The organism is Streptomyces sp. NPDC058469 (assembly GCF_042721125.1).
Classification (GTDB): Bacteria; Actinomycetota; Actinomycetes; order Streptomycetales; family Streptomycetaceae; genus Streptomyces.
On record NZ_JBHXME010000090.1, the window covers coordinates 1 to 19,640 of the forward strand.

Annotated in this window: 21 protein-coding genes and 4 tRNA genes; 18 read left to right on the forward strand and 7 right to left on the reverse strand. The window is 69.4% G+C overall.

The window, feature by feature from the left end:
* Positions 1–2,433, reverse strand: a 2,433-nt coding sequence (locus ACFWP5_RS31485) for a nitrate- and nitrite sensing domain-containing protein (protein WP_384164075.1), incomplete at its 3' end; no start/stop codon positions are given.
* A 572-nt stretch (positions 2,434–3,005) separates the two neighbouring features.
* On the opposite strand from ACFWP5_RS31485, the gene ACFWP5_RS31490 reads away from it, so the two are divergent.
* The 9 genes from ACFWP5_RS31490 (at position 3,006) to ACFWP5_RS31530 (ending at position 7,552) form a co-directional block, all read left to right on the forward strand.
* Entirely contained in the window at positions 3,006–3,191 is a 186-nt protein-coding gene (locus ACFWP5_RS31490) for a hypothetical protein (protein WP_266772910.1), read from the forward strand.
* Positions 3,192–3,270: 79 nt separating this feature from the next.
* Positions 3,271–4,047, forward strand: a complete 777-nt coding sequence (locus tag ACFWP5_RS31495; RefSeq protein WP_019058646.1) for a fumarylacetoacetate hydrolase family protein — start codon at positions 3,271–3,273, stop codon at positions 4,045–4,047.
* Entirely contained in the window at positions 4,040–5,524 is a 1,485-nt protein-coding gene (gene gltX, locus ACFWP5_RS31500) for a glutamate--tRNA ligase (RefSeq protein ID WP_384164080.1), read from the forward strand. Before ACFWP5_RS31495 ends, gltX begins: the two co-directional genes overlap by 8 nt.
* A gap of 114 nt (positions 5,525–5,638) precedes the next feature.
* Positions 5,639–6,298: a DUF4241 domain-containing protein gene (locus ACFWP5_RS31505; protein WP_384164083.1), complete on the forward strand. Its 660-nt coding sequence runs from the start codon at positions 5,639–5,641 to the stop codon at positions 6,296–6,298.
* Between the two features lie 50 nt (positions 6,299–6,348).
* Positions 6,349–7,080: an HAD family hydrolase gene (locus ACFWP5_RS31510; RefSeq protein WP_384164086.1), complete on the forward strand. Its 732-nt coding sequence runs from the start codon at positions 6,349–6,351 to the stop codon at positions 7,078–7,080.
* A 92-nt stretch (positions 7,081–7,172) separates the two neighbouring features.
* Positions 7,173–7,244, forward strand: a tRNA-Gln gene (locus ACFWP5_RS31515).
* Positions 7,245–7,286: 42 nt separating this feature from the next.
* Positions 7,287–7,359 (forward strand) — tRNA-Glu (locus tag ACFWP5_RS31520).
* A gap of 20 nt (positions 7,360–7,379) precedes the next feature.
* Positions 7,380–7,451 (forward strand) — tRNA-Gln (locus tag ACFWP5_RS31525).
* A gap of 28 nt (positions 7,452–7,479) precedes the next feature.
* Positions 7,480–7,552 (forward strand) — tRNA-Glu (locus tag ACFWP5_RS31530).
* Positions 7,553–7,707: 155 nt separating this feature from the next.
* On the opposite strand, the gene ndgR is transcribed toward ACFWP5_RS31530, so the two are convergent.
* Positions 7,708–8,424: an IclR family transcriptional regulator NdgR gene (ndgR, locus tag ACFWP5_RS31535; RefSeq protein ID WP_019068721.1), complete on the reverse strand. Its 717-nt coding sequence runs from the start codon at positions 8,422–8,424 to the stop codon at positions 7,708–7,710.
* A 188-nt stretch (positions 8,425–8,612) separates the two neighbouring features.
* On the opposite strand from ndgR, the gene leuC reads away from it, so the two are divergent.
* From leuC to ACFWP5_RS31555, 4 genes are all read left to right on the forward strand, one after another.
* Positions 8,613–10,037, forward strand: a complete 1,425-nt coding sequence (leuC, locus tag ACFWP5_RS31540; protein WP_384164089.1) for a 3-isopropylmalate dehydratase large subunit — start codon at positions 8,613–8,615, stop codon at positions 10,035–10,037.
* Positions 10,038–10,042: 5 nt separating this feature from the next.
* Positions 10,043–10,636 carry a 3-isopropylmalate dehydratase small subunit gene (leuD, locus tag ACFWP5_RS31545; protein WP_384164092.1) on the forward strand — a complete coding sequence of 198 codons (594 nt, stop codon included), beginning with the start codon at positions 10,043–10,045 and terminating at the stop codon, positions 10,634–10,636.
* A 275-nt stretch (positions 10,637–10,911) separates the two neighbouring features.
* Positions 10,912–11,142 carry a hypothetical protein gene (locus ACFWP5_RS31550; protein WP_033282690.1) on the forward strand — a complete coding sequence of 77 codons (231 nt, stop codon included), beginning with the start codon at positions 10,912–10,914 and terminating at the stop codon, positions 11,140–11,142.
* 138 nt (positions 11,143–11,280) lie between these two features.
* The gene (locus tag ACFWP5_RS31555) at positions 11,281–11,904 is read left to right on the forward strand and encodes an HU family DNA-binding protein (protein WP_384164095.1); all 624 of its coding nucleotides are present in this window, start codon (positions 11,281–11,283) and stop codon (positions 11,902–11,904) included.
* An 88-nt stretch (positions 11,905–11,992) separates the two neighbouring features.
* Here ACFWP5_RS31555 and ACFWP5_RS31560 read toward each other — a convergent pair whose 3' ends face one another.
* Positions 11,993–12,196 (reverse strand): hypothetical protein, encoded by a 204-nt coding sequence (locus ACFWP5_RS31560; RefSeq protein ID WP_365306900.1) that lies wholly within the window; start codon positions 12,194–12,196, stop codon positions 11,993–11,995.
* 30 nt (positions 12,197–12,226) lie between these two features.
* Complete coding sequence (gene cofC, locus ACFWP5_RS31565; protein ID WP_384164099.1) at positions 12,227–12,865, reverse strand: 2-phospho-L-lactate guanylyltransferase; 639 nt, start codon at positions 12,863–12,865, stop codon at positions 12,227–12,229.
* Between the two features lie 144 nt (positions 12,866–13,009).
* Here cofC and ACFWP5_RS31570 point away from each other — a divergent pair, with 144 nt between their 5' ends.
* The 3 genes from ACFWP5_RS31570 (at position 13,010) to ACFWP5_RS31580 (ending at position 16,142) form a co-directional block, all read left to right on the forward strand.
* The gene (locus ACFWP5_RS31570; protein ID WP_384164102.1) at positions 13,010–13,819 is read left to right on the forward strand and encodes a lysophospholipid acyltransferase family protein; all 810 of its coding nucleotides are present in this window, start codon (positions 13,010–13,012) and stop codon (positions 13,817–13,819) included.
* Complete coding sequence (locus ACFWP5_RS31575; protein ID WP_384164105.1) at positions 13,816–14,826, forward strand: NAD(P)H-dependent glycerol-3-phosphate dehydrogenase; 1,011 nt, start codon at positions 13,816–13,818, stop codon at positions 14,824–14,826. The genes ACFWP5_RS31570 and ACFWP5_RS31575 overlap by 4 nt, the downstream gene beginning before the upstream one ends.
* A gap of 158 nt (positions 14,827–14,984) precedes the next feature.
* The gene (locus tag ACFWP5_RS31580; protein ID WP_384164108.1) at positions 14,985–16,142 is read left to right on the forward strand and encodes a D-alanine--D-alanine ligase family protein; all 1,158 of its coding nucleotides are present in this window, start codon (positions 14,985–14,987) and stop codon (positions 16,140–16,142) included.
* Positions 16,143–16,179: 37 nt separating this feature from the next.
* Here ACFWP5_RS31580 and ACFWP5_RS31585 read toward each other — a convergent pair whose 3' ends face one another.
* Both ACFWP5_RS31585 and ACFWP5_RS31590 read right to left on the reverse strand, forming a co-directional pair.
* Complete coding sequence (locus ACFWP5_RS31585; protein ID WP_384164111.1) at positions 16,180–16,671, reverse strand: DUF3515 domain-containing protein; 492 nt, start codon at positions 16,669–16,671, stop codon at positions 16,180–16,182.
* Between the two features lie 20 nt (positions 16,672–16,691).
* Positions 16,692–16,925 carry an Lrp/AsnC family transcriptional regulator gene (locus ACFWP5_RS31590; protein ID WP_019068732.1) on the reverse strand — a complete coding sequence of 78 codons (234 nt, stop codon included), beginning with the start codon at positions 16,923–16,925 and terminating at the stop codon, positions 16,692–16,694.
* 413 nt (positions 16,926–17,338) lie between these two features.
* Between ACFWP5_RS31590 and ACFWP5_RS31595 the strand changes: the two genes are divergently transcribed.
* Both ACFWP5_RS31595 and thiD read left to right on the forward strand, forming a co-directional pair.
* Positions 17,339–18,304, forward strand: a complete 966-nt coding sequence (locus tag ACFWP5_RS31595) for a thiamine-phosphate kinase (protein WP_019058663.1) — start codon at positions 17,339–17,341, stop codon at positions 18,302–18,304.
* On the forward strand, positions 18,301–19,092 hold the full coding sequence (gene thiD / locus ACFWP5_RS31600; protein ID WP_384164115.1) for a bifunctional hydroxymethylpyrimidine kinase/phosphomethylpyrimidine kinase: 792 nt from the start codon (positions 18,301–18,303) through the stop codon (positions 19,090–19,092). Before ACFWP5_RS31595 ends, thiD begins: the two co-directional genes overlap by 4 nt.
* 116 nt (positions 19,093–19,208) lie before the next feature.
* Here the strand turns inward: thiD and rpmB are convergent, their stop codons facing one another.
* Complete coding sequence (rpmB, locus tag ACFWP5_RS31605; RefSeq protein WP_003973430.1) at positions 19,209–19,394, reverse strand: 50S ribosomal protein L28; 186 nt, start codon at positions 19,392–19,394, stop codon at positions 19,209–19,211.
* Positions 19,395–19,640 lie beyond the last annotated feature (246 nt).

Consider the following 19,640-nt stretch of genomic DNA (forward strand, 5'->3'; position numbering starts at 1 on the left):
ACCCTGAGGTCCACGCGCACCGCCCGGACCACCGGGACCGCCGGGTCCACCCGGACGTCCACCGCCCGCACCGGGCAGCGCGGCCCGGGGGCTCTGACCGGCACCGACCTGGCCGCGCGGAGCGGCCCCGGCACCGAGAAGTCCACCATTGCCGGCGGGCGCACCCGCGCCGAGCGCGGAGCCACCCTGGCCGTTGCCCCGGCGGGCCGCACCGGCACCGGCCGCGGCGGCTGCCGCAGCGGCGCCGACGGCGGTCTGACCGGGCTTGCCCGGAGCGGGCTTCTTGCCGCCCTGGGCGACGTCGACGGGGAGCATGACCAGCGCGGTCGTACCACCGGAGTCGGACGGACGCAGCTGGATGCGGATGCCGTGGCGCTGCGAGAGGCGGCCGACCACGAACAGACCCATGCGGCGGGAGACCGAGACGTCCACGGTGGGCGGCGAGGCGAGCCGCTCGTTGATCGCCGCGAGGTCCTCGGGGGAGAGGCCGATACCGGTGTCGTGGATCTCGATCAGCACCCGGCCGTCGGGCAGCGCGTGACCGGTGACCTTGACCTTGGTCTGCGGCGAGGAGAAGGAGGTCGCGTTCTCCAGCAGCTCGGCGAGGAGGTGCACGAGGTCGTTGACCACACGGCCGGCGACTTCGGTGGTCGGCACGGACGAGAGCTCGATGCGCTCGTACTGCTCCACCTCGGAGGCGGCGGCGCGGAGCACGTCGACCAGCGGGACCGGACGGGTCCAGCGGCGGCCGGGCTCTTCACCGGCGAGGACCAGGAGGTTCTCACCGTTACGGCGCATGCGGGTCGCGAGGTGGTCGAGCTTGAAGAGCGAGGACAGCTGGTCCGGGTCGGCCTCGCGGGACTCCAGCTCGGAGATGAGCGAGAGCTGACGCTGGATGAGGCCCTGGGAGCGGCGCGAGAGGTTGGTGAACATCGCGTTGACGTTGCCTCGCAGGAGGGCCTGCTCGGCGGCGAGGCGGACGGCCTCGCGGTGCACGTCGTCGAAGGCCGCGGCGACCTGGCCGATCTCGTCCCGGGAGTGCACACCGACCGACTCCACGGACGTGTCGACGTCCTGCGGGTCGGACTCGGACAACTGCTTGACCAGCTCGGGCAGACGGTCCTGGGCGACCTTGTTGGCGGTCTCCTGGAGGCGGCGCAGCGAGCGGATCATGGACCGGGCGATGACGAAGGCGCCGACCAGGGAGACGCCGAGCACGAGCAGGATCAGCGCACCGGAGATGATCGCCTCACGCTCGGAGGCGGAGCGCAGCTCGCGGGCCTTCTGCTCCATGTCCTCCAGGAGCGTGTGCTCGATCTTCTTCATCTGCTCGATCTTGGTCGAGCTGTCGTCCACCCAGTCCTTGTAGGACCGCTTGTCCAGCGAGGCCAGACCGTTGGCGTTGTCGAGGACGCGCTGGGCGTAGGTGTCGGCCGACTCGATGGTCGGGTTGCCGTTCTCGATGGGCGCGATGAGTTCCTCGGCGCCCTGGTTGCCGTAGATGTTGCGGAAGATGCTCAGTTCCGACTTCTCGCTCTCCAGGGCGGAGTCTGCGTAGAGCCGGTCGTTGGCGGAGAGGTCGCCCTGCTGCGTGTTGTTGTTCGGCAGGGCCGCCGCGATCACGGCGCGCTGCACGGACGAGAACTCCTTGGCGGCGGAGAAGGCCGCCAGGGCGCGGGTGCGCTGGATCATCTCCGGGTTGCTGGTGGCCTCCGCCATGTCCTGCGAGAGGCCCAGCAGCTGGCTGATCAGCCGGTGGTAGGCGTCGACCGTCTGGGTCGAGTTGCCCTTCGACTGGTACGCCGACTTGCGGATCTTGTCGAGGTTGTCCAGCTCGGTCGCGAGACCGACCAGGCTCTCCCGGACGCCCTGGAGGTTGCCGCTCTTGCTGGCGCTGTCCACCTCTTCCGAGGCGTTGATGAAGTTCTCTCGGGCGCGGTCGGTCTTCTGCTCGTAGCCCTTGACCTCGTAGTCGGTGGCCTTGCCGCCGTGGGAGAGGGGACCGGCCGACTGGTCGCGCTCCTCCTGGAGCGCGGTGGCCAGCTCGGTGGCCTGCTTGGTCATGTCCGTCAGCAGCTTCATGTTGTCGAGCTGCTGGATCTCGGTCATGGAGTCGCTGATGCGCAGGGCGCCCAGCGAGGTGGCCGCGACCACCGGGAGCGCGAGCAGCGAGACCAGGCGCGTGGAGATGCGCCAGTTACGCAGAGCGACGCGCGAGCCGGGTCCGGGTGAGCCCGACGGCGGCTTCACCGGGGGCATGGGGGTCGGGGTTGCGGACACGCCGGGGCGCCCGGGGCCTCCACCGTCGCCTGACGGCGCCGGGCCCGGGTTCTGGGCGTGCTGGGGCGAGGAGCTGCCGGTCTTGGGGCCAGCCCCGCCATGCGGCTCCGGCTCCGCCGAAGCACTGCCATCCCTCTTGAAACGTCCCTGCACTAGCGTCGCAACCTCTGGACCAGGCGCCCCTCCGCGCGAACGGAAGGACGGTGTCGGCGTCTTAGGGAGCGCCCTGAACGCGCCCCCCAGTGTGTGGTCGTGAGTGACCGGCGCTGCTCCCCCTTCCGCCGCCCTCGGCGCTGCGTTGCGCCCTCTGCGCGCCGGGCTGATTCTGCGGCGGTCCGTGGAATTCCAGCACAGTGCCGGATCTCCAACAAGGCCCGTAGGCCAGGCTGTGACCTGAGTGACACCCCGTGAGGGGTGCGTCACGAGACGTAGAAAGCTATTCATCCCAAAGGGGGCATATCCCCACGGCCTCCGGGGACATGGGATGTGCCCCAGTCGCCATGATCAGGAGCGGAATGACAGCTTCAGGGGGGCAATGTCCGTTTGGTTGAGGTGAGTTGAGGGCCCGAATTGGACCCTTTGCCCATGAGGCCGTGAGCAAACTCACACGCAGATCAAGGGCTCTTCGCGTCTTCGGCCGGGAATTGGATGTTTAGCCTGACGCTTTACATGAGGGCACATACTGCCAACCGCCCACCGACGGACGACGAGGGTCGAGTACAACAGTGAAGACCACGATGATGTTCCGCAACATTGCCAACCCGCGACGCACGACGCTGGCGCACCTCGCGGACGCCGACGCGCTGCAGACGCCGGAGCTGCAGGAACACTCGCTCGACCTGCCGGCCCAGACCGCCAACCCGCGCCGGACCATCCTCATGGAGATCCCGGTCACCGCCGCCGCGGAGTAATCGCGCGAGGAGGGGTCCCGCACCGCGTTAGCCTGGAGCGTCAGACTTCAGCCGGCTCAGTGAGGGGCGCCAGGATCCCGTGCGCATCGCCAGATTCTCCATCGACGGGAACGTCGCCTTCGGCGCGGTCGAGGGCGACAAGCCGGACGAGCTCGTCCTCGACATCATCAAGGGCATCCCGTTCGCGGACTTCGAGCTCTCCGGTACGAAGGTCCCGCTCAGCAAGGTCAGGCTGCTGCCGCCGGTCCTCCCGAACAAGGTCGTCGCCTACGGCCGCAACTACGCCGAGCACGCCCGCGAACTGGGCAACGAGGTGCCGGACGTCCCCTTCGCCTTCTTCAAGCCGTCCACCTCGGTGATCGGCTCCGGCGACGACATCCAGTACCCCTCCTTCACCGAGGACCTCCATCACGAGGCCGAACTGGCCGTCGTCATCGGCCGGATGTGCCGCGAGGTCCCGCGCGAGCGCGTCAAGGACGTCATCCTCGGCTACACGTGCGCCAACGACATCACCGCGCGTGACGTCCAGAAGCGCGAGAAGCAGTGGGCCCGCGCCAAGGGCTTCGACACCTCCTGCCCGCTCGGCCCCTGGGTGGAGACGGACCTCGACCCGAGCGACCTCACCATCCAGCTCACGGTCAACGGACAGCAGCGCCAACTCGGCCGCACCAGCGAGATGATCCACTCGATCGAGGACCTGATCGTCAACATCACCGAGGCCATGACGCTGCTCCCCGGCGACGTGATCCTCACGGGCACCCCGGCAGGCGTCGGACCGCTCACCGTCGGCGACGAGGTCGCCGTCTCCATCGAAGGCATCGGCACTCTCACCAACAAGGTTGTCAAGCGTGGCTAGCGCACCCGCCTCCCCCGTCCGCGTCCGTTTCTGTCCCTCGCCCACCGGCAACCCGCACGTGGGCCTGGTCCGCACCGCCCTGTTCAACTGGGCGTTCGCCAAGCACCACCAGGGCACCCTGGTCTTCCGCATCGAGGACACCGACGCGGCCCGCGACTCCGAGGAGTCCTACGACCAGCTGCTCGACTCGCTGCGCTGGCTGGGCTTCGACTGGGACGAGGGCCCCGAGGTCGGCGGCCCGCACGCGCCGTACCGCCAGTCGCAGCGCATGGACATCTACAAGGACGTCGCGCAGAAGCTCCAGGACGCCGGCCGCGCCTACCACTGCTACTGCTCCACGGAGGAGCTGGACGCCCGCCGCGACGCCGCCCGCGCCGCCGGCAAGCCGTCCGGCTACGACGGCCACTGCCGCGACCTGAGCGACGGGCAGAAGGCCGCTTACGTGGCCGAGGGCCGTACGCCGATCGTCCGGTTCCGGATGCCCGACGAGACGATCACCTTCACGGACCTGGTCCGCGGCGAGCTGACGTTCACCCCGGAGAACGTGCCGGACTACGGCATCGTCCGGGCCAACGGCGCCCCGCTGTACACGCTCGTCAACCCGGTCGACGACGCCCTGATGGAGATCACCCACGTCCTGCGCGGCGAGGACCTGCTCTCCTCCACCCCGCGCCAGATCGCCCTCTACAAGGCGCTGATCGACCTGGGCATCGCGAAGGAGATCCCCTCCTTCGGGCACCTGCCGTACGTGATGGGCGAGGGCAACAAGAAGCTCTCCAAGCGCGACCCCGAGTCCTCGCTCAACCTCTACAGGGAGCGCGGCTTCCTGCCCGAGGGGCTGCTCAACTACCTCTCCCTGCTGGGTTGGTCGCTCTCGGGCGACCGGGACGTCTTCACGATGGACGAGATGGTCGCGGCCTTCGAGATCGCCGACGTGAACCCCAACCCGGCGCGCTTCGACCTGAAGAAGTGCGAGGCGATCAACGCCGACCACATCCGGCTGCTCGACGTGAAGGACTTCACCGAGCGCTGCGCCCCGTGGCTGCGGGCCCCGTTCGCCCCCTGGGCGCCGGAGGACTTCGACGAGGCGAAGTGGCAGGCCGTCGCGCCGCACGCGCAGACCCGCCTCAAGGTCCTTTCGGAGATCACGGACAACGTCGACTTCCTGTTCCTCGCCGAGCCGGTCGAGGACGAGGCGTCCTGGACGAAGGCCATGAAGGAGGGCTCCGACGCCCTGCTCCGTACGGCCCGCGAGAAGCTGGAGTCGGCCGACTGGACCTCGCCCGAGTCCCTCAAGGAGGCCGTCCTGGCCGCCGGTGAGGCCCACGGCCTCAAGCTCGGCAAGGCGCAGGCCCCGGTCCGCGTCGCCGTCACCGGCCGCACGATCGGCCTGCCGCTCTTCGAGTCCCTGGAGATCCTGGGCAAGGAGAAGACCCTCGCCAGGATCGACGCGGCCCTCGCCAAGCTGGCCGCGTAACGCACACACGCGTGAAGGGGCGGCAGCCGCAACGGACTGCCGTCCCTTCGGCGTTGTCAGTGCGGGGCGTTAGGGTTCCGGATCATTGAAGATCGTTCAGGAGAGGCGCCTTTCATGCCGATGACCGCTCGTGACTACACCTGGCTTTTCACGCCCGGCAGCACGTTCACGGAGGACGAGACCGGCACGGTCGGCGTGATCCACCTCGCGGATGGCGGCCAACTCTGGCTCCCCACCGGCCAGGTGGTGGCCTGCGACCCCTTCGTCGGCCTCGGCCAGGGCGAGGCCGAACCCTTCACGGTCGCCGTGGCCCCCGGCCACTACCGCGTCGAAGCCGCCGTCGCCACCCTCACCCAGCCCGACGAACCCCCGTCCGACGCCCCCCACCTGCGCGTGGCCGCCGCCCGCCTGGTCATACGGGACGAGCCCACCACCGGCTGGGAACTCGCCCTCCAGCCCGGCCAGGACCTCGCCGCACTCACCGAGGACGAGTTCTACGGCTACGGAGTCGACGCCGGCACGGGCTCGTTCTACGACGCGTCGGTCGACGGCTCCTTCCCCGAGTGCGAGGGCGACGAGGGCCCGCTGTGGGACGCCTTCGAGAAGCACGGCCACGCTCCGGGTCCGTACCTGGTCACGTCACCCTCCACCGGCCACACCCTGGCGGCCTTCGGCTCGGGCTGGGGCGACGGCGCCTACCCCACCTGGATCGGCCGTACGGCGGCCGGCGAAGTCACCTGCTTCGTCACGGACTTCTTCGTCGCCCCCGTGTGACGGCAGGTCGGGGGCAGACGCGCCCCCGGGCCCCGGGTTACCGTCGGATCATGACCATTCGGGCCGTTGTCTGGGACGTCGACGACACCTTGTTCGACTACACCGGTGCGGACCGCGCGGCCATGCGGGAGCACCTGGTGGCCGAGGGGCTGGTCGACGGGCACGCGAGCGTGGCGGAGGCCCTGGAGCGCTGGAAGGTGGCCACCGAGTTCCACTGGGCGCGGTTCTCGGCCGGTGAGGTCTCGTTCGAGGGGCAGCGGCTGGACCGCGTCCGGCTGTTCCTGGGCCGGGAGTTGACCGACGCCGAGGCCGAGGACTGGTTCCAGCGCTACAAGTCCCACTACGAGACCGCCTGGTCCCTCTTCCCGGACGTCCTGCCCGTCCTGGACACCCTCGCGGCCACTCACCGGCACGCCGTCCTCTCCAACTCCAGCCTCACCGTCCAGGACCGCAAACTGCGCGCCCTCGGGGTGTACGACCGCTTCGAGGCCGTCCTGTGCGCGGCCGAGCTGGGCGTCTCCAAACCCGAGGCCGGCGCCTTCCTCGCGGCCTGCGAGGCGCTGGAACTGCCGCCGCACGAAGTGGCGTATGTCGGAGATCACCCCGAGATCGACTGGCGCGGTGCCGCGGACGCCGGGCTGCTCTCCGTCTGGATCGACCGACGCGGCGGGCCCACCCCCGGTGAGGTCCTCGTGGGGCGGCACCGGATCGTCTCTCTCGCCGAACTCCCCGCGCTCCTCGGCGCTGATACCCGTTTTGGAGCCCCGTCCACCTTCAGGTAATGTTCTTCCTGCGCCGCCGGAGAACAGACTGAAAGGTCAGGTACCCGGAGGCGCACGCTAGAACAAGATCCCGGCAGGGGATTGCGTTCCAGTGGCCTATGGTGTAATTGGCAGCACGACGGTTTCTGGTTCCGTTAGTCTAGGTTCGAGTCCTGGTAGGCCAGCTCGCAGAGCTCATCTGCAACCGCAGAGGTCAACTCTGCAAAGCCCCCGTTGTGTAGCGGCCTAGCACGCTGCCCTCTCACGGCAGTAGCGCCGGTTCGAATCCGGTCGGGGGTACGCTTTACCTTGAATCACCTTGGTCTATGGTGTAATTGGCAACACTACGGTTTCTGGTACCGTCATTCTAGGTTCGAGTCCTGGTAGACCAGCTTTGAACTGCGGAAACGCAGAGTCTAGGCCCCCGTTGTGTAGCGGCCTAGCACGCCGCCCTCTCAAGGCGGTAGCGCCGGTTCGAATCCGGTCGGGGGTACGTACAGAGGGAAGGCCCTCCACTTCGGTGGAGGGCCTTTCTCGTTGTCCGCCCGTACGTCAACTCGGCGTGGATCGCGATGAGTTGGGGGCGCGGTCATGACGAAGGGCCTGCCGCGGCGTTGAGGCAGGCCCTCCTTGGGATGTTTCGGCGGATCAGCCGGTGCGGCGCAGGGCCTCGGAGAGGCGGGCGGCGGCGTCGATGACCGCCTGGGCGTGCATACGGCCCGGGTGGCGCGTCAGGCGCTCGATGGGGCCGGAGACGGACACGGCGGCCACCACGCGGTTCGAGGGGCCGCGCACCGGCGCGGAGACGGACGCGACGCCCGGCTCGCGCTCGCCGATCGACTGGGCCCAGCCCCGGCGCCGTACGCCCGAGAGGGCCGTGGCCGTGAAGCGGGCGCCCTGGAGGCCGCGGTGCAGGCGCTCCGGCTCCTCCCAGGCCATCAGGATCTGCGCGGACGAACCGGCTTTCATCGTGAGCGTCGAGCCGACCGGGACCGTGTCCCGCAGTCCGGACAGGCGCTCCGCCGCGGCGACGCAGATGCGCATGTCGCCCTGGCGGCGGTAGAGCTGCGCGCTCTCGCCCGTGATGTCCCGCAGATGCGTGAGCACCGGGCCCGCCGTGGCGAGCAGACGGTCCTCGCCGGCGGCCGCGGCCAGCTCGGCGAGACGGGGGCCGAGAATGAACCGGCCCTGCATGTCGCGCGCCACCATGCGGTGGTGTTCCAAAGCCACGGCCAGCCGGTGTGCCGTGGGTCGTGCCAGCCCGGTCGCCGCGACCAGACCCGCGAGGGTGGCCGGACCGGACTCCAGAGCGCCAAGGACAAGAGCTGCCTTGTCCAGGACGCCGACGCCGCTACTGTTGTCCATGAAACGATACTCGCGTCTCACTCTGTGAAACGCAAGTTCCTTTTTTCGTGAGACGCGCAACTCTTGTAGGCACAGCGGCCCGCGGACCAACGGGCCAGGCGGCGGCTGCCCGTGAACCAGGGGTGCGAGCGCCGTCTCCTCAAGATCTCTAGTTGGGCCGGCGCTGTTTGCCGGCCGGAGGGAAAGCGATGGGTAGGACACTCGCGGAGAAGGTCTGGGACGACCATGTCGTCCGGCGCGCCGAGGGCGAGCCCGACCTCCTCTTCATCGATCTGCACCTGCTGCACGAGGTGACCAGCCCGCAGGCCTTCGACGGTCTCCGTCAGGCGGGCCGTCCGGTGCGGCGCCTCGACCTCACCATCGCCACCGAGGATCACAACACCCCGACCCTCGACATCGACAAGCCCATCGCGGACCCGGTCTCCCGGGCCCAGCTGGAGACGCTGCGCAAGAACTGCGCCGACTTCGGCGTGCGCCTGCACTCCCTGGGCGACGTCGAGCAGGGCGTCGTCCACGTCGTAGGCCCGCAGCTGGGGCTGACCCAGCCCGGGACGACGGTCGTGTGCGGTGACTCCCACACCTCCACCCACGGCGCCTTCGGCGCGCTGGCGTTCGGCATCGGCACCTCCCAGGTGGAGCATGTGCTGGCCACCCAGACGCTGCCGCTGGCCCGCCCGAAAACCATGGCCATCACGGTCGACGGCGAACTGCCCGACGGCGTCACCGCCAAGGACCTGATCCTCGCCATCATCGCGAAGATCGGCACCGGCGGCGGCCAGGGCTACATCCTGGAATACCGCGGCTCCGCCATCGAGAAGCTCTCGATGGAGGCCCGCATGACCATCTGCAACATGTCGATCGAGGCCGGCGCCCGCGCGGGCATGATCGCCCCCGACGAGACCACCTTCGAGTACATCAAGGGCCGCGCCCACGCCCCCGAGGGCGAGGACTGGGACGCCGCCGTCGCGTACTGGAAGACCCTGAAGACCGACGAGGACGCGGAATTCGACGCCGAGGTCGTCATCGACGGTCCCTCGCTGGCGCCGTTCGTCACCTGGGGCACCAACCCCGGTCAGGGCGCGCCGCTTTCGGCGTCCGTCCCCGATCCTGCTTCGTACGAAGACGCTTCGGAGCGCTTCGCCGCCGAAAAGGCCCTGGAATACATGGGGTTGGAGGCCGGTCAGCCGCTGCGCGACATCAAGGTGGACACCGTCTTCGTAGGTTCGTGCACCAACGGCCGTATCGAGGACCTGCGTGCGGCCGCCGAGATCGTCGAGGGCCGCAAAGTCGCCGACGGCGTACGGATGCTGGTCGTCCCGGGCTCCGCGCGGGTCGGTCTGCAGGCCGTCTCCGAGGGCCTGGACGTCGTGTTCAAGGAGGCCGGCGCCGAATGGCGGCACGCGGGCTGCTCGATGTGTCTGGGCATGAACCCGGACCAGCTGGCACCCGGTGAGCGCTCCGCGTCCACCTCCAACCGCAACTTCGAGGGCAGGCAGGGCAAGGGCGGCCGTACGCACCTGGTCTCGCCGCAGGTCGCCGCCGCGACCGCCGTGCTGGGCCACCTGGCCTCGCCCGCCGATCTGTCCGACGCCCCTGTGCCCGCTGGAGTCTGAGAGTCATGGAAGCATTCACCACGCACACCGGCCGGGCCGTCCCGCTGCGCCGCAGCAACGTGGACACCGACCAGATCATCCCCGCCCACTGGCTCAAGAAGGTGACCAGGGACGGGTTCGAGGACGGACTCTTCGAGGCCTGGCGCAAGGACGAGAACTTCATCCTCAACCGCCCCGAGCGCAAGGGCGCCACGGTCCTGGTGGCCGGCCCCGACTTCGGTACCGGCTCCTCGCGTGAGCACGCCGTGTGGGCGCTGCAGAACTACGGCTTCAAGGCCGTCATCTCCTCCCGGTTCGCCGACATCTTCCGCGGCAACTCGCTCAAGAACGGCCTGCTCACGGTGGTTCTGGAGCAGAAGATCGTGGACGCGCTGCAGGACCTCACCGACAAGGACCCGCAGGCCGAGGTCACGGTCGACCTGGAGGCCCGCGAGGTGCGCGCCGAAGGCATCACCGCCGCCTTCGAACTCGACGAGAACGCCCGCTGGCGGCTGCTGAACGGCCTGGACGACATCTCCATCACCCTCCAGAACGAGGGCGACATCTCCACGTACGAGGCCAAGCGCCCCTCGTACAAGCCGCGGACGGTCCAGGTCTGACCCCAAGGTCCTCACGAGGCCTTCCCCGAGTCGAGATTCGGCCACGCGACACCCCGTCTGTACCCCCGATCGCCACGATTGGGGGTACAGCCATGTCTGCACCCGAACGGCCCTGCGCGCCTGCAACGCTTTGCTCAACTCCCTGTGTTAGACAGGGTGTTGACGGGGTAGGCGCAGCTTTGAGCCAAGGCTGCCGCCGGGCTCCGGAACGCTGTTTGAGGCACCAGTTGCTACCCCCGCAGGCGACAACTCGCCCCAGATGGCACAATCTGTGCATGGAACACGACGGCCAACTCAAGCTCTATGCGGCAGTCGCGGACCAACTCAAGGAAGCGCACACAAGGGTGCGCGCACTGCAAGTCCCGGAGGGCGTACGGATGGCGCTGGCCCGGAAGCTGCTGGTCATTACGGCCGCGGCCAAGCACGATCTCGCCGACGCGACAAGGCGGCTGGACCGGTTCACAGAGGACCTCGACGCGGGTCGATTCCCGGAAGAGGAACGCTGAAACAAGTCCAGGACAGCCGAGTTCGTTGCGGCGCACGGGTGATTAGCCCGTTTCGTGTTTGATTTGCGGTATATATCTGCCTAACGTGCGAAAAAGCCGGAGCAGTTTCGTTCCGGCAATGTCTCCGAAGGGGAAGACGTGAACAAGGCGCAGCTCGTAGAAGCGATTGCGGACAAGGTCGGTGGCCGTCAGCAGGCCGCCGAGGCGGTCGACGCGGTTCTGGACGCAGTCGTCCGTGCCGTCGTCAATGGGGACCGGGTTTCGGTCACCGGCTTCGGTTCGTTCGAGAAGGTCGACCGTCCGGCCCGTTACGCCCGCAACCCCCAGACGGGCGAGCGGGTTCGGGTCAAGAAGACCTCCGTGCCGCGCTTCCGCGCGGGCCAGGGTTTCAAGGACCTGGTGAGCGGCTCGAAGAAGCTCCCGCGCGGCGGCGAGGTCGCCGTCAAGAAGGCGCCCAAGGGCAGCCTGAGCGGCACCGCTTCGGCGACGGTCAAGAAGGCCGCGGCCAAGAAGACCACCGCCAAGAGGGCGACGGCTGCCGCGAAGAAGACCGTGGCGAAGAAGACGGTCGCCAAGAAGACCACGGCCACCGCGAAGAAGGCCACGGCCAAGAAGGCCACCGCCAAGAAGACCACGGCGACGGCCAAGAAGACGGCGGCCAAGAAGGCCACCGGCACCGCCAAGAAGGCGGCGGCCAAGAAGGCCCCCGCCAAGAAGTCGGCGACGCGCAAGACCACCGCCAAGAAGGCCACCACCCGCTAGTCACGGGGCGCAAGGCACTCACGCGCCGGGCCGGACTCCCTCTGGGAGTCCGGCCCGCGGCGTGTTCAGGGGCGTACGGAAAGGGCGTTCAGAAGGTCTGCAGCGTCACGAGCGTGACCCTGAGACCGTCCTTCGGCCCCTCGGTCTCGATCCGCACCCGCTGTCCCGGCCTGAGCAGCCGCAGCCCGCCCGCGTCGAACGCGGCGGCGTCGAAGGACACCGGGGTGCCGTCGTCGAGCAGCACGCTTCCGGTACGGGTCCCGGCGTCGTAGGTGTAAGCGGTCGCCTGCATGGCCGCAGCCTACTGCCCGCCCACGGTCGGCTACTGCCCCGGAATCAGCAGCCCCGCCGCCGCTGCCGCCGTGCGCGGCCCCACCCCGAGGGCCAGTGCCGCCCGCAGGTCCTCGCCGGTGTCCACGTCCTGTCGTACGGAATCCACCGTGTCCAGGGTGAGTTCCCTCGCGCCGGAGGCTCGATGGCGGGCGCGGGAATCGGTGCCGAAAGCCGGGTGCAATTCGCGGCCCTCTCGCGCGGTGAGCAACGTGGTGCCGATTGCGGCCGCGTCCGGGAGAAAAGCGCGCGGGAATTCAGCGGCCGCGTCCAGGACCCGGGCCAATTCCGCGGGGCGCAGAGCCGGCAGATCGGCGTTCAGGGCCGCGACCGCGCTTTCGGGGCGGGAAACCCGCACGGCCGCCGCCGCGTGCCGCAGAGCGGCGTTCAGGCCGCCTCCCGGCTCGTCGGCGACGATACGGGCGCCCAGCGCGGCCAGTTCGCGGCCGGCCAGGGCGTCGTCCGTGACGACCGCCACATCGCGGACCGACGGGCAGGCCAGCGCGGCCGCCACGGTGTCCTGGGCGAAGGCGAGGGCGAGGCCCGGGCGCAGCCCGTCGCCCGCGGTGTCCGACAGCCTGCTCTTGGCGCGCGCCAGAGGCTTCAGGGGGATGACCAAGGTCCACTGCACGGGCGTTCCGCCCCTCTCTTGTCGCGGCCATTGTCACCCGGCACCCCTGGCGGTGTCGGTGGCGGGGCGTACGGTGTTCTCGACAGACCAACGGCCTGGGGCGACACTTGTGCGGCCCCCCAGGTCCAAGAGGAAGGTGTTCGCGTGCCCCGCCGCAGAATCGGGTTCTGGTACCGCTTCGCAGCGGTCCTCTGCAAACCGCCGCTGGTGGTTCTGATCAAGCGGGACTGGGGCGGAATGGAGCACATTCCGGCCGAGGGCGGGTTTATCACCGCGGTGAACCACAATTCACAAGTGGACCCCTTCGCATACGGACACTTTCAGTACAACACCGGACGTGTTCCGCGATTCCTGGCGAAGAGCAGCCTTTTCGGGAAGGGATTCGTCGGCGCCGCGATGCGCGGTACCGGACAGATCCCCGTCTACCGCGAGACCACGGACGCGTTGAGTGCCTTCCGCGCCGCGATCGACGCCGTGGACCGCGGTGAGTGCGTCGCGTTCTATCCCGAGGGCACCATCACCCGGGACCCCGACCAATGGCCCATGACCGGCAAGACCGGTGCCGCGCGTGTGGCCCTGCAGACCCAGTGCCCGGTGATTCCCGTAGCGCAGTGGGGCGCCAACGAGTTGCTCCCGCCGTACGCCAAGAAGCTGCGCGTCTTTCCGCGCAAGACCAGCCATGTGCTCGCGGGCCCGCCGGTGGACCTCACGCGTTTCTACGGCAAGGAGATGAGCCCGGACCTCCTCAAGGAGGCGACCGAGGTCATCATGGCCGACATCACCCGCCTGTTGGAGCGGATCCGCGGCGCGAAGTCACCCGAGACGCCCTACGACCCGCGCCGCGAGCGGATCGAGCAGCGGCGCCGGACGGCCGTGGAAACCCACGAGTTGGAGTCTCAGGCCGAGTCGGCGATCGAGCCGAGGGTCGGACAGGAAGAGGGGCAGGGCACGTGAGCAAGCCGGTCAAGGCGGCTGTCTTCAGCGCCGGTTCGTGGGGCACGGCTTTCGGCATGGTGCTCGCCGACGCCGGGTGCGAGGTCACGCTGTGGGCGCGCCGCGCGGAGGTCGCGGAAGCCATCAACTCCACGCGTACGAACCCCGATTACTTCCCCGGCGTAGAGCTCCCGGAGAACCTGCGGGCCACCACCGACGCGGCCGAGGCCGCCGCCCACGCCGACTTCACCGTCCTGTCGGTCCCTTCGCAGACGCTGCGCGCCAACTTGGCCGACTGGGCACCCCTGTTGGCGCCCGACACGGTCCTCGTCTCGCTCATGAAGGGCGTCGAGCTCGGCTCCGTCATGCGGATGAGCGAGGTCATCGAGGACGTCGCCAAGGTCGGCCGGGACCGTATCGCCGTGGTCTCCGGGCCCAATCTCGCGCGGGAGATCGCCTCCCGGATGCCGGCCGCCGCGGTGGTCGCCTGCACCGACGAGGCCGTGGCCCGCAGGCTCCAAGCGGCTTGCCACACGCCGTACTTCAGGCCGTACACCATCACCGACGTCGTGGGCTGCGAGCTCGGCGGCGCGGTGAAGAACGTGATCGGGCTCGCCGTCGGCATCGCGGACGGCATGGGGCTCGGGGACAACGCCAAGGGCTCGCTCATCACCCGCGGTCTCGTCGAGACGACCCGGCTCGGCCTCGCGATGGGCGCCGACCCGCTGACCTTCTCCGGACTCGCCGGGCTGGGCGACCTGGTGGCGACCTGCTCCTCGCCGCTGTCGCGCAACCACACCTTCGGCACCAACCTCGGCAAGGGCATGACCCTCCAGGAGACCATCGCGGTCACCAAGCAGACCGCCGAGGGTGTCAAGTCCTGTGAGTCCGTGCTGGACTTGGCCCGTCGGCACGATGTGGATATGCCCATCACGGAGACGGTGTTCGAGATCGTGCATGAGGGGAAGTCGCCGGTGGTCGCGGTGAAGGAGCTCATGTCGCGCAGCGCCAAGTCCGAACGACGCTGAGGGCTCCGCCAGGGGGTGCCGCCGGGTGTCGTTGTGCGGCTGCGGCTCCGTCGTGGCTTGTCGCGCAGTTCCTCGCGCCCCTTTGGGGCGCTGATCGAACCGCCGCCCGTCAACGGACGCTGACTCAAGGCAGTACCACCGGGTACGCTCATCGCGATATGAGCACCGAGAACCTCTCCCAGAGCCCTGAGCAGCCGCCTCGCAAGCCGCGGGTGGCCGTCGTGTTCGGCGGCCGCAGCTCCGAACACGGGATCTCCGTGGTCACCGCCGGCGCCGTCCTCGGGGCCATCGACCGGACCAAGTACGACGTCCTGCCGATCGGCATCACCCGCGAAGGCCGCTGGGCCCTCACCGCCGACGCCCCGGAGCGGATGGCGATCACCGACCGCCGTACGCCGGACGTCGAGGAACTCGCCGAGTCGAGCGCGGGCGGCGTGGTGCTCCCGCTCGACCCCGGAAACCGTGAAGTCGTCGTCAGCGAACCGGGATCCGTGCCCAAGGCCCTCGGCGAGGTCGACGTCGTCTTCCCCGTCCTGCACGGCCCCTACGGCGAGGACGGCACGCTGCAGGGACTCCTGGAGCTGTCCGGTGTGCCGTACGTGGGCGCGGGTGTGCTCGCCTCGGCCGTCGGCCAGGACAAGGAGTACATGAAGCGGGTGTTCACCTCGTTCGGCCTCAAGGTCGGCCCGTACGTGGTGATCCGGCCGCGCGAGTGGGAGCGGGACGAGTCCGCCGCGCGCAAGAAGATCATCGACTTCGCGGGTGAGCACGGCTGGCCGCTGTTCGTGAAGCCCGCGCGCGCGGGGTCGTCGATCGGCATCACCAAGGTCGACGAACTGGCCGGTCTCGACGAGGCGATCGAGGAGGCGCAGCGACACGACCCGAAGATCCTCGTGGAGGCCGCGCTGCGCGGCCGCGAGATCGAGTGCGGGGTCCTGGAGTTCGAGGACGGACCGCGCGCGAGCGTGCCGGCCGAGATCCCGCCGCCCCAGGAGCACGCGTACTACGACTTCGAGGCGAAGTACATCGACTCGACCCCCGGTATCGTGCCCGCCCCGCTGACGCCGGAGGAGACCGCCGAGGTCCAGCGGCTCGCGGTGGAGGCCTTCGACGCGGCCTCCTGCGAGGGGCTCGTGCGGGCGGACTTCTTCCTCACGGAGGACGGCGAGTTCGTCATCAACGAGATCAACACGATGCCCGGGTTCACACCGATCTCGATGTACCCGCAGATGTGGCAGGCCAGCGGCGTGCCCTACGGGGAGCTGGTGGACCTCCTGGTGCAGGCTGCGCTGCGCCGGTCGACCGGACTGCGCTGATCCGGTCGGTCCGGTCAGGCTGGTCAAGCCGGTCGGTCTAGTCGGCGATCCCTTCGGGGATCGCCTTCTTGACGGACTTCGCGAGGTCGACCAGGGGCGCCATACCGTCTCCGGTGCGGTCCTTCGGGATGGTCACCTCCACGTAGGCCTTGCGCAGCGTCGTGGTGAACCGGAAGGAGCCGTCGTTCTCCTTCTGCAGCAGCCAGCCGACCCCGTTCACCTCGACGCCGTCGGCCTCCGGGTCGTTCATCTTCGCGGGTCTGACGACACCGCAGCGCAGTATGATCGCCGGGTTCCCCCAGCCCGCGGTCAGCGCGGACGCGGGCTCGGGATCCCGGCGGCCCTGGCCGTCGACCTTGGACGGCAGCATCGTGTCGAGGTTCCGGCACAGCCCGGTGACCTTCGCGCCCGGCGAGGGAACCGCCGTCGACGCGCTGTCGTCTGCTGAGGAGCAGCCCGCGACGGCGATCAGCGCGGCGAGCACGGACAGCCCGATGACAGAACGGTGCCGGTGACGGAGAGAGTTCACCGGCCAAGGGTAGACGGGGGCTACAGATGCACCACCGGGCAGGTCAGGGTGCGGGTGATGCCGTCCACTTGCTGGACCTTGGCGACCACCATGCGGCCGAGATCGTCGACCGTGTCGGCCTGGGCCCGCACGATCACGTCGTACGGTCCTGTGACGTCCTCGGCCTGGATCACTCCAGGAATCTTGCTGATCGTGTCGGCGACGGTCGACGCTTTGCCGACCTCCGTCTGGATCAGGATGTACGCCTGTACCACGGAACCTCCAGGGCGGCCACGAGGATCATGTGGGGAAAAGGAACGCCACGGTATCGCGTCGCCGCTCGCCGCGGGGAGACCCGCGGAGGCCCCAGGCCGTGTCCGCAGAGTCGCGCCTGTTCCGCGACGCCCGGCACGTACTCTCGCCGCACCGGGCGAAAGCCCAAGCACGTCCAGTACGAGGGCTTCCGCCCGGCACGCCGAGTGGGGGCACCTCCCACGCCCTCAAGGCAGTGGGTGAACGCACCAGACGCCGCGGGGCCCGCCCTTCGGGCGGACGACGGGACTCTGCGGACACGACCTGGCCCCTGTCCCGGGCCGCGGGCACGACTGAAGTCGACGGTCACCTCGACCGTACCGAGCACACCGACGGCTCGCGACCGGGCGCTGCCGTCACGAGAAGAGGACGAACGATGAAGGGCACCGTCGGTGAGTTGGGGGAGTTCGGGCTCATCAGGGAGCTCACTTCCCGGCTCACCACCACCCCCGCGGTCCGGGTCGGCCCCGGCGACGACGCCGCGGTCGTCGCCGCCCCCGACCGCAGGGTCGTGGCGAGCACCGACATCCTGCTGGAGGGCCGGCACTTCCGCCGCGACTGGTCCACCGCCTACGACGTCGGACGCAAGGCCGCCGCGCAGAACCTCGCGGACATCGCCGCCATGGGCGCCGTACCGACCGCGCTGCTCCTCGGCCTGGTCGTACCGGCCGAACTCCCGGTCACCTGGCCCATGGAGCTGATGGACGGCCTGCGCGACGAGTGCCAGGTCGCGGGCGCTTCGGTGGTCGGCGGCGATGTCGTACGGGGCGACACGATCATGGTGTCGATCACCGCGCTCGGCGATCTGCGCGGCCGCGAGCCGGTCACCCGGGGCGGCGCGCAGCCGGGTGACGTGGTCGCCGTGACCGGGTGGCTGGGCTGGTCCGCGGCCGGGTTCGCGGTGCTGTCGCGGGGCTTCCGTTCGCCGCGCGCGTTCGTGGAGGCGCACCGGCGCCCCGAGCCGCCGTATCACGCGGGGCCGGCGGCGGCCGGGCTCGGCGCGACGTCGATGTGCGACGTGAGCGACGGGCTGATCGCCGACCTCGGGCACATCGCGGAGGCCAGCAAGGTCCGTATCGACATCCGGTCCGGCGCGATCGACGTCCCGACGCAGATGAACGACATCGGGCAGGCCGTCGGCGTCGACCCCATCCAGTGGGTGCTCACCGGGGGAGAGGACCACGCGATCGTGGCGACCTTCGCGCCGGACGTGAAGCTGCCGGCCCGCTGGAAGGTGATCGGCGAGGTCCTCAACCCGTCGGCGCTGCCCCAGGTGACGGTCGACGGGGCGCCGTGGACCAGCAAGGGCGGCTGGGACCACTTCGGGGACATCGAGTCATGAGCGCGTTGCCCCGGGTGCTGACGGTCGCCGGCTCCGACTCCGGTGGAGGGGCCGGAATCCAGGCCGACTTGAAGACCATGCTCGCGCTCGGCGTGCACGGCATGAGTGTCGTCACGGCGGTCACAGCGCAGAACTCCCTCGGTGTGCAAGGGGCTTGGGAACTTCCGGCGGAGGCGGTGCGCGCCCAGTACCGCAGCGTCGTCGACGACATCGGCGTACAGGCCGTGAAGACCGGGATGCTCGCGTCGGCCGAACTCGTCGAGACGGTCGCGGGGTTGATCGGCGGCACGGACGTTCCTGCGGTCGTCGACCCGGTGGGCATCTCGAAGCACGGGGACTCGCTGCTGGCGGCCTCCGCGCTGGACGCCGTACGGACGAAGCTGCTGCCGGTGGCGACGGTCGCGACGCCGAACCTCGACGAGGTGGCGCAACTCACCGGCGTACGGGTCGACTCGGAGGAGCAGTTGCGCGAGGCCGCGATGGCCGTGCTGTCGTACGGCCCGCGGTGGGTGTTGATCAAGGGTGGTCATCTGACCGGCGACGCCGTGGATCTGCTGACCGACGGCTCCGAGGAGCACTGGCTGCGCGCACCCCGGCACGACAACAGGCACACCCACGGGACCGGCTGCACGCTCGCCTCGGCGATCGCGTCACAGCTCGCCAAGGGGCAGTCGGTGCCGGAGGCGGTGACGGCGGCGAAGGCGTATGTCACGGGGGCGATCGCGGCGGGGTTCGCGCTGGGTGGGGGGATCGGGCCGGTGGATCACGGGTGGCGTTTCAGGAACTGAACCGGCCCCTGGGTACGACCTGGGTACGGCCCCTTGGGTACGGCAAAAAGCCGGCCCACACGAGGTGGACCGGCTCGATGCAGCGAACCAGCAGTGGCCGCGCGCTCAGCAGTGCGTCAGCGCGAGACCTTGCCGGCCTTGATGCACGAGGTGCAAGCGTTCACGCGCTTCGGCGTCCCACTGACCACGGTACGGACGCGCTGGATGTTCGGGTTCCAGCGACGGGACGTACGGCGGTGCGAGTGCGAGATGTTGTTGCCGAAGCCCGGCCCCTTGCCGCAGACGTCGCAGTTGGCAGCCACGGGTCACTCCAAAGACTTCAGATGCACAGATGCACTTACGGATGATCCCGGCATGCCGGGATCAAGATCGTAGGATCTGGAAGTGGCGCTGCCAGGGGGGATGGCCCGATCGGGATCGGGCAACCGGAGCAGCATACAACGACCGCGCCAGTACAACGAAACTACCATGCCTGGTCGGGGGCCCGCTCCGGCCCTCCTCGGGCCGGGCCCGCTCCGGGGTCTACGCTGCGTGCCAGTCCAGCAGCT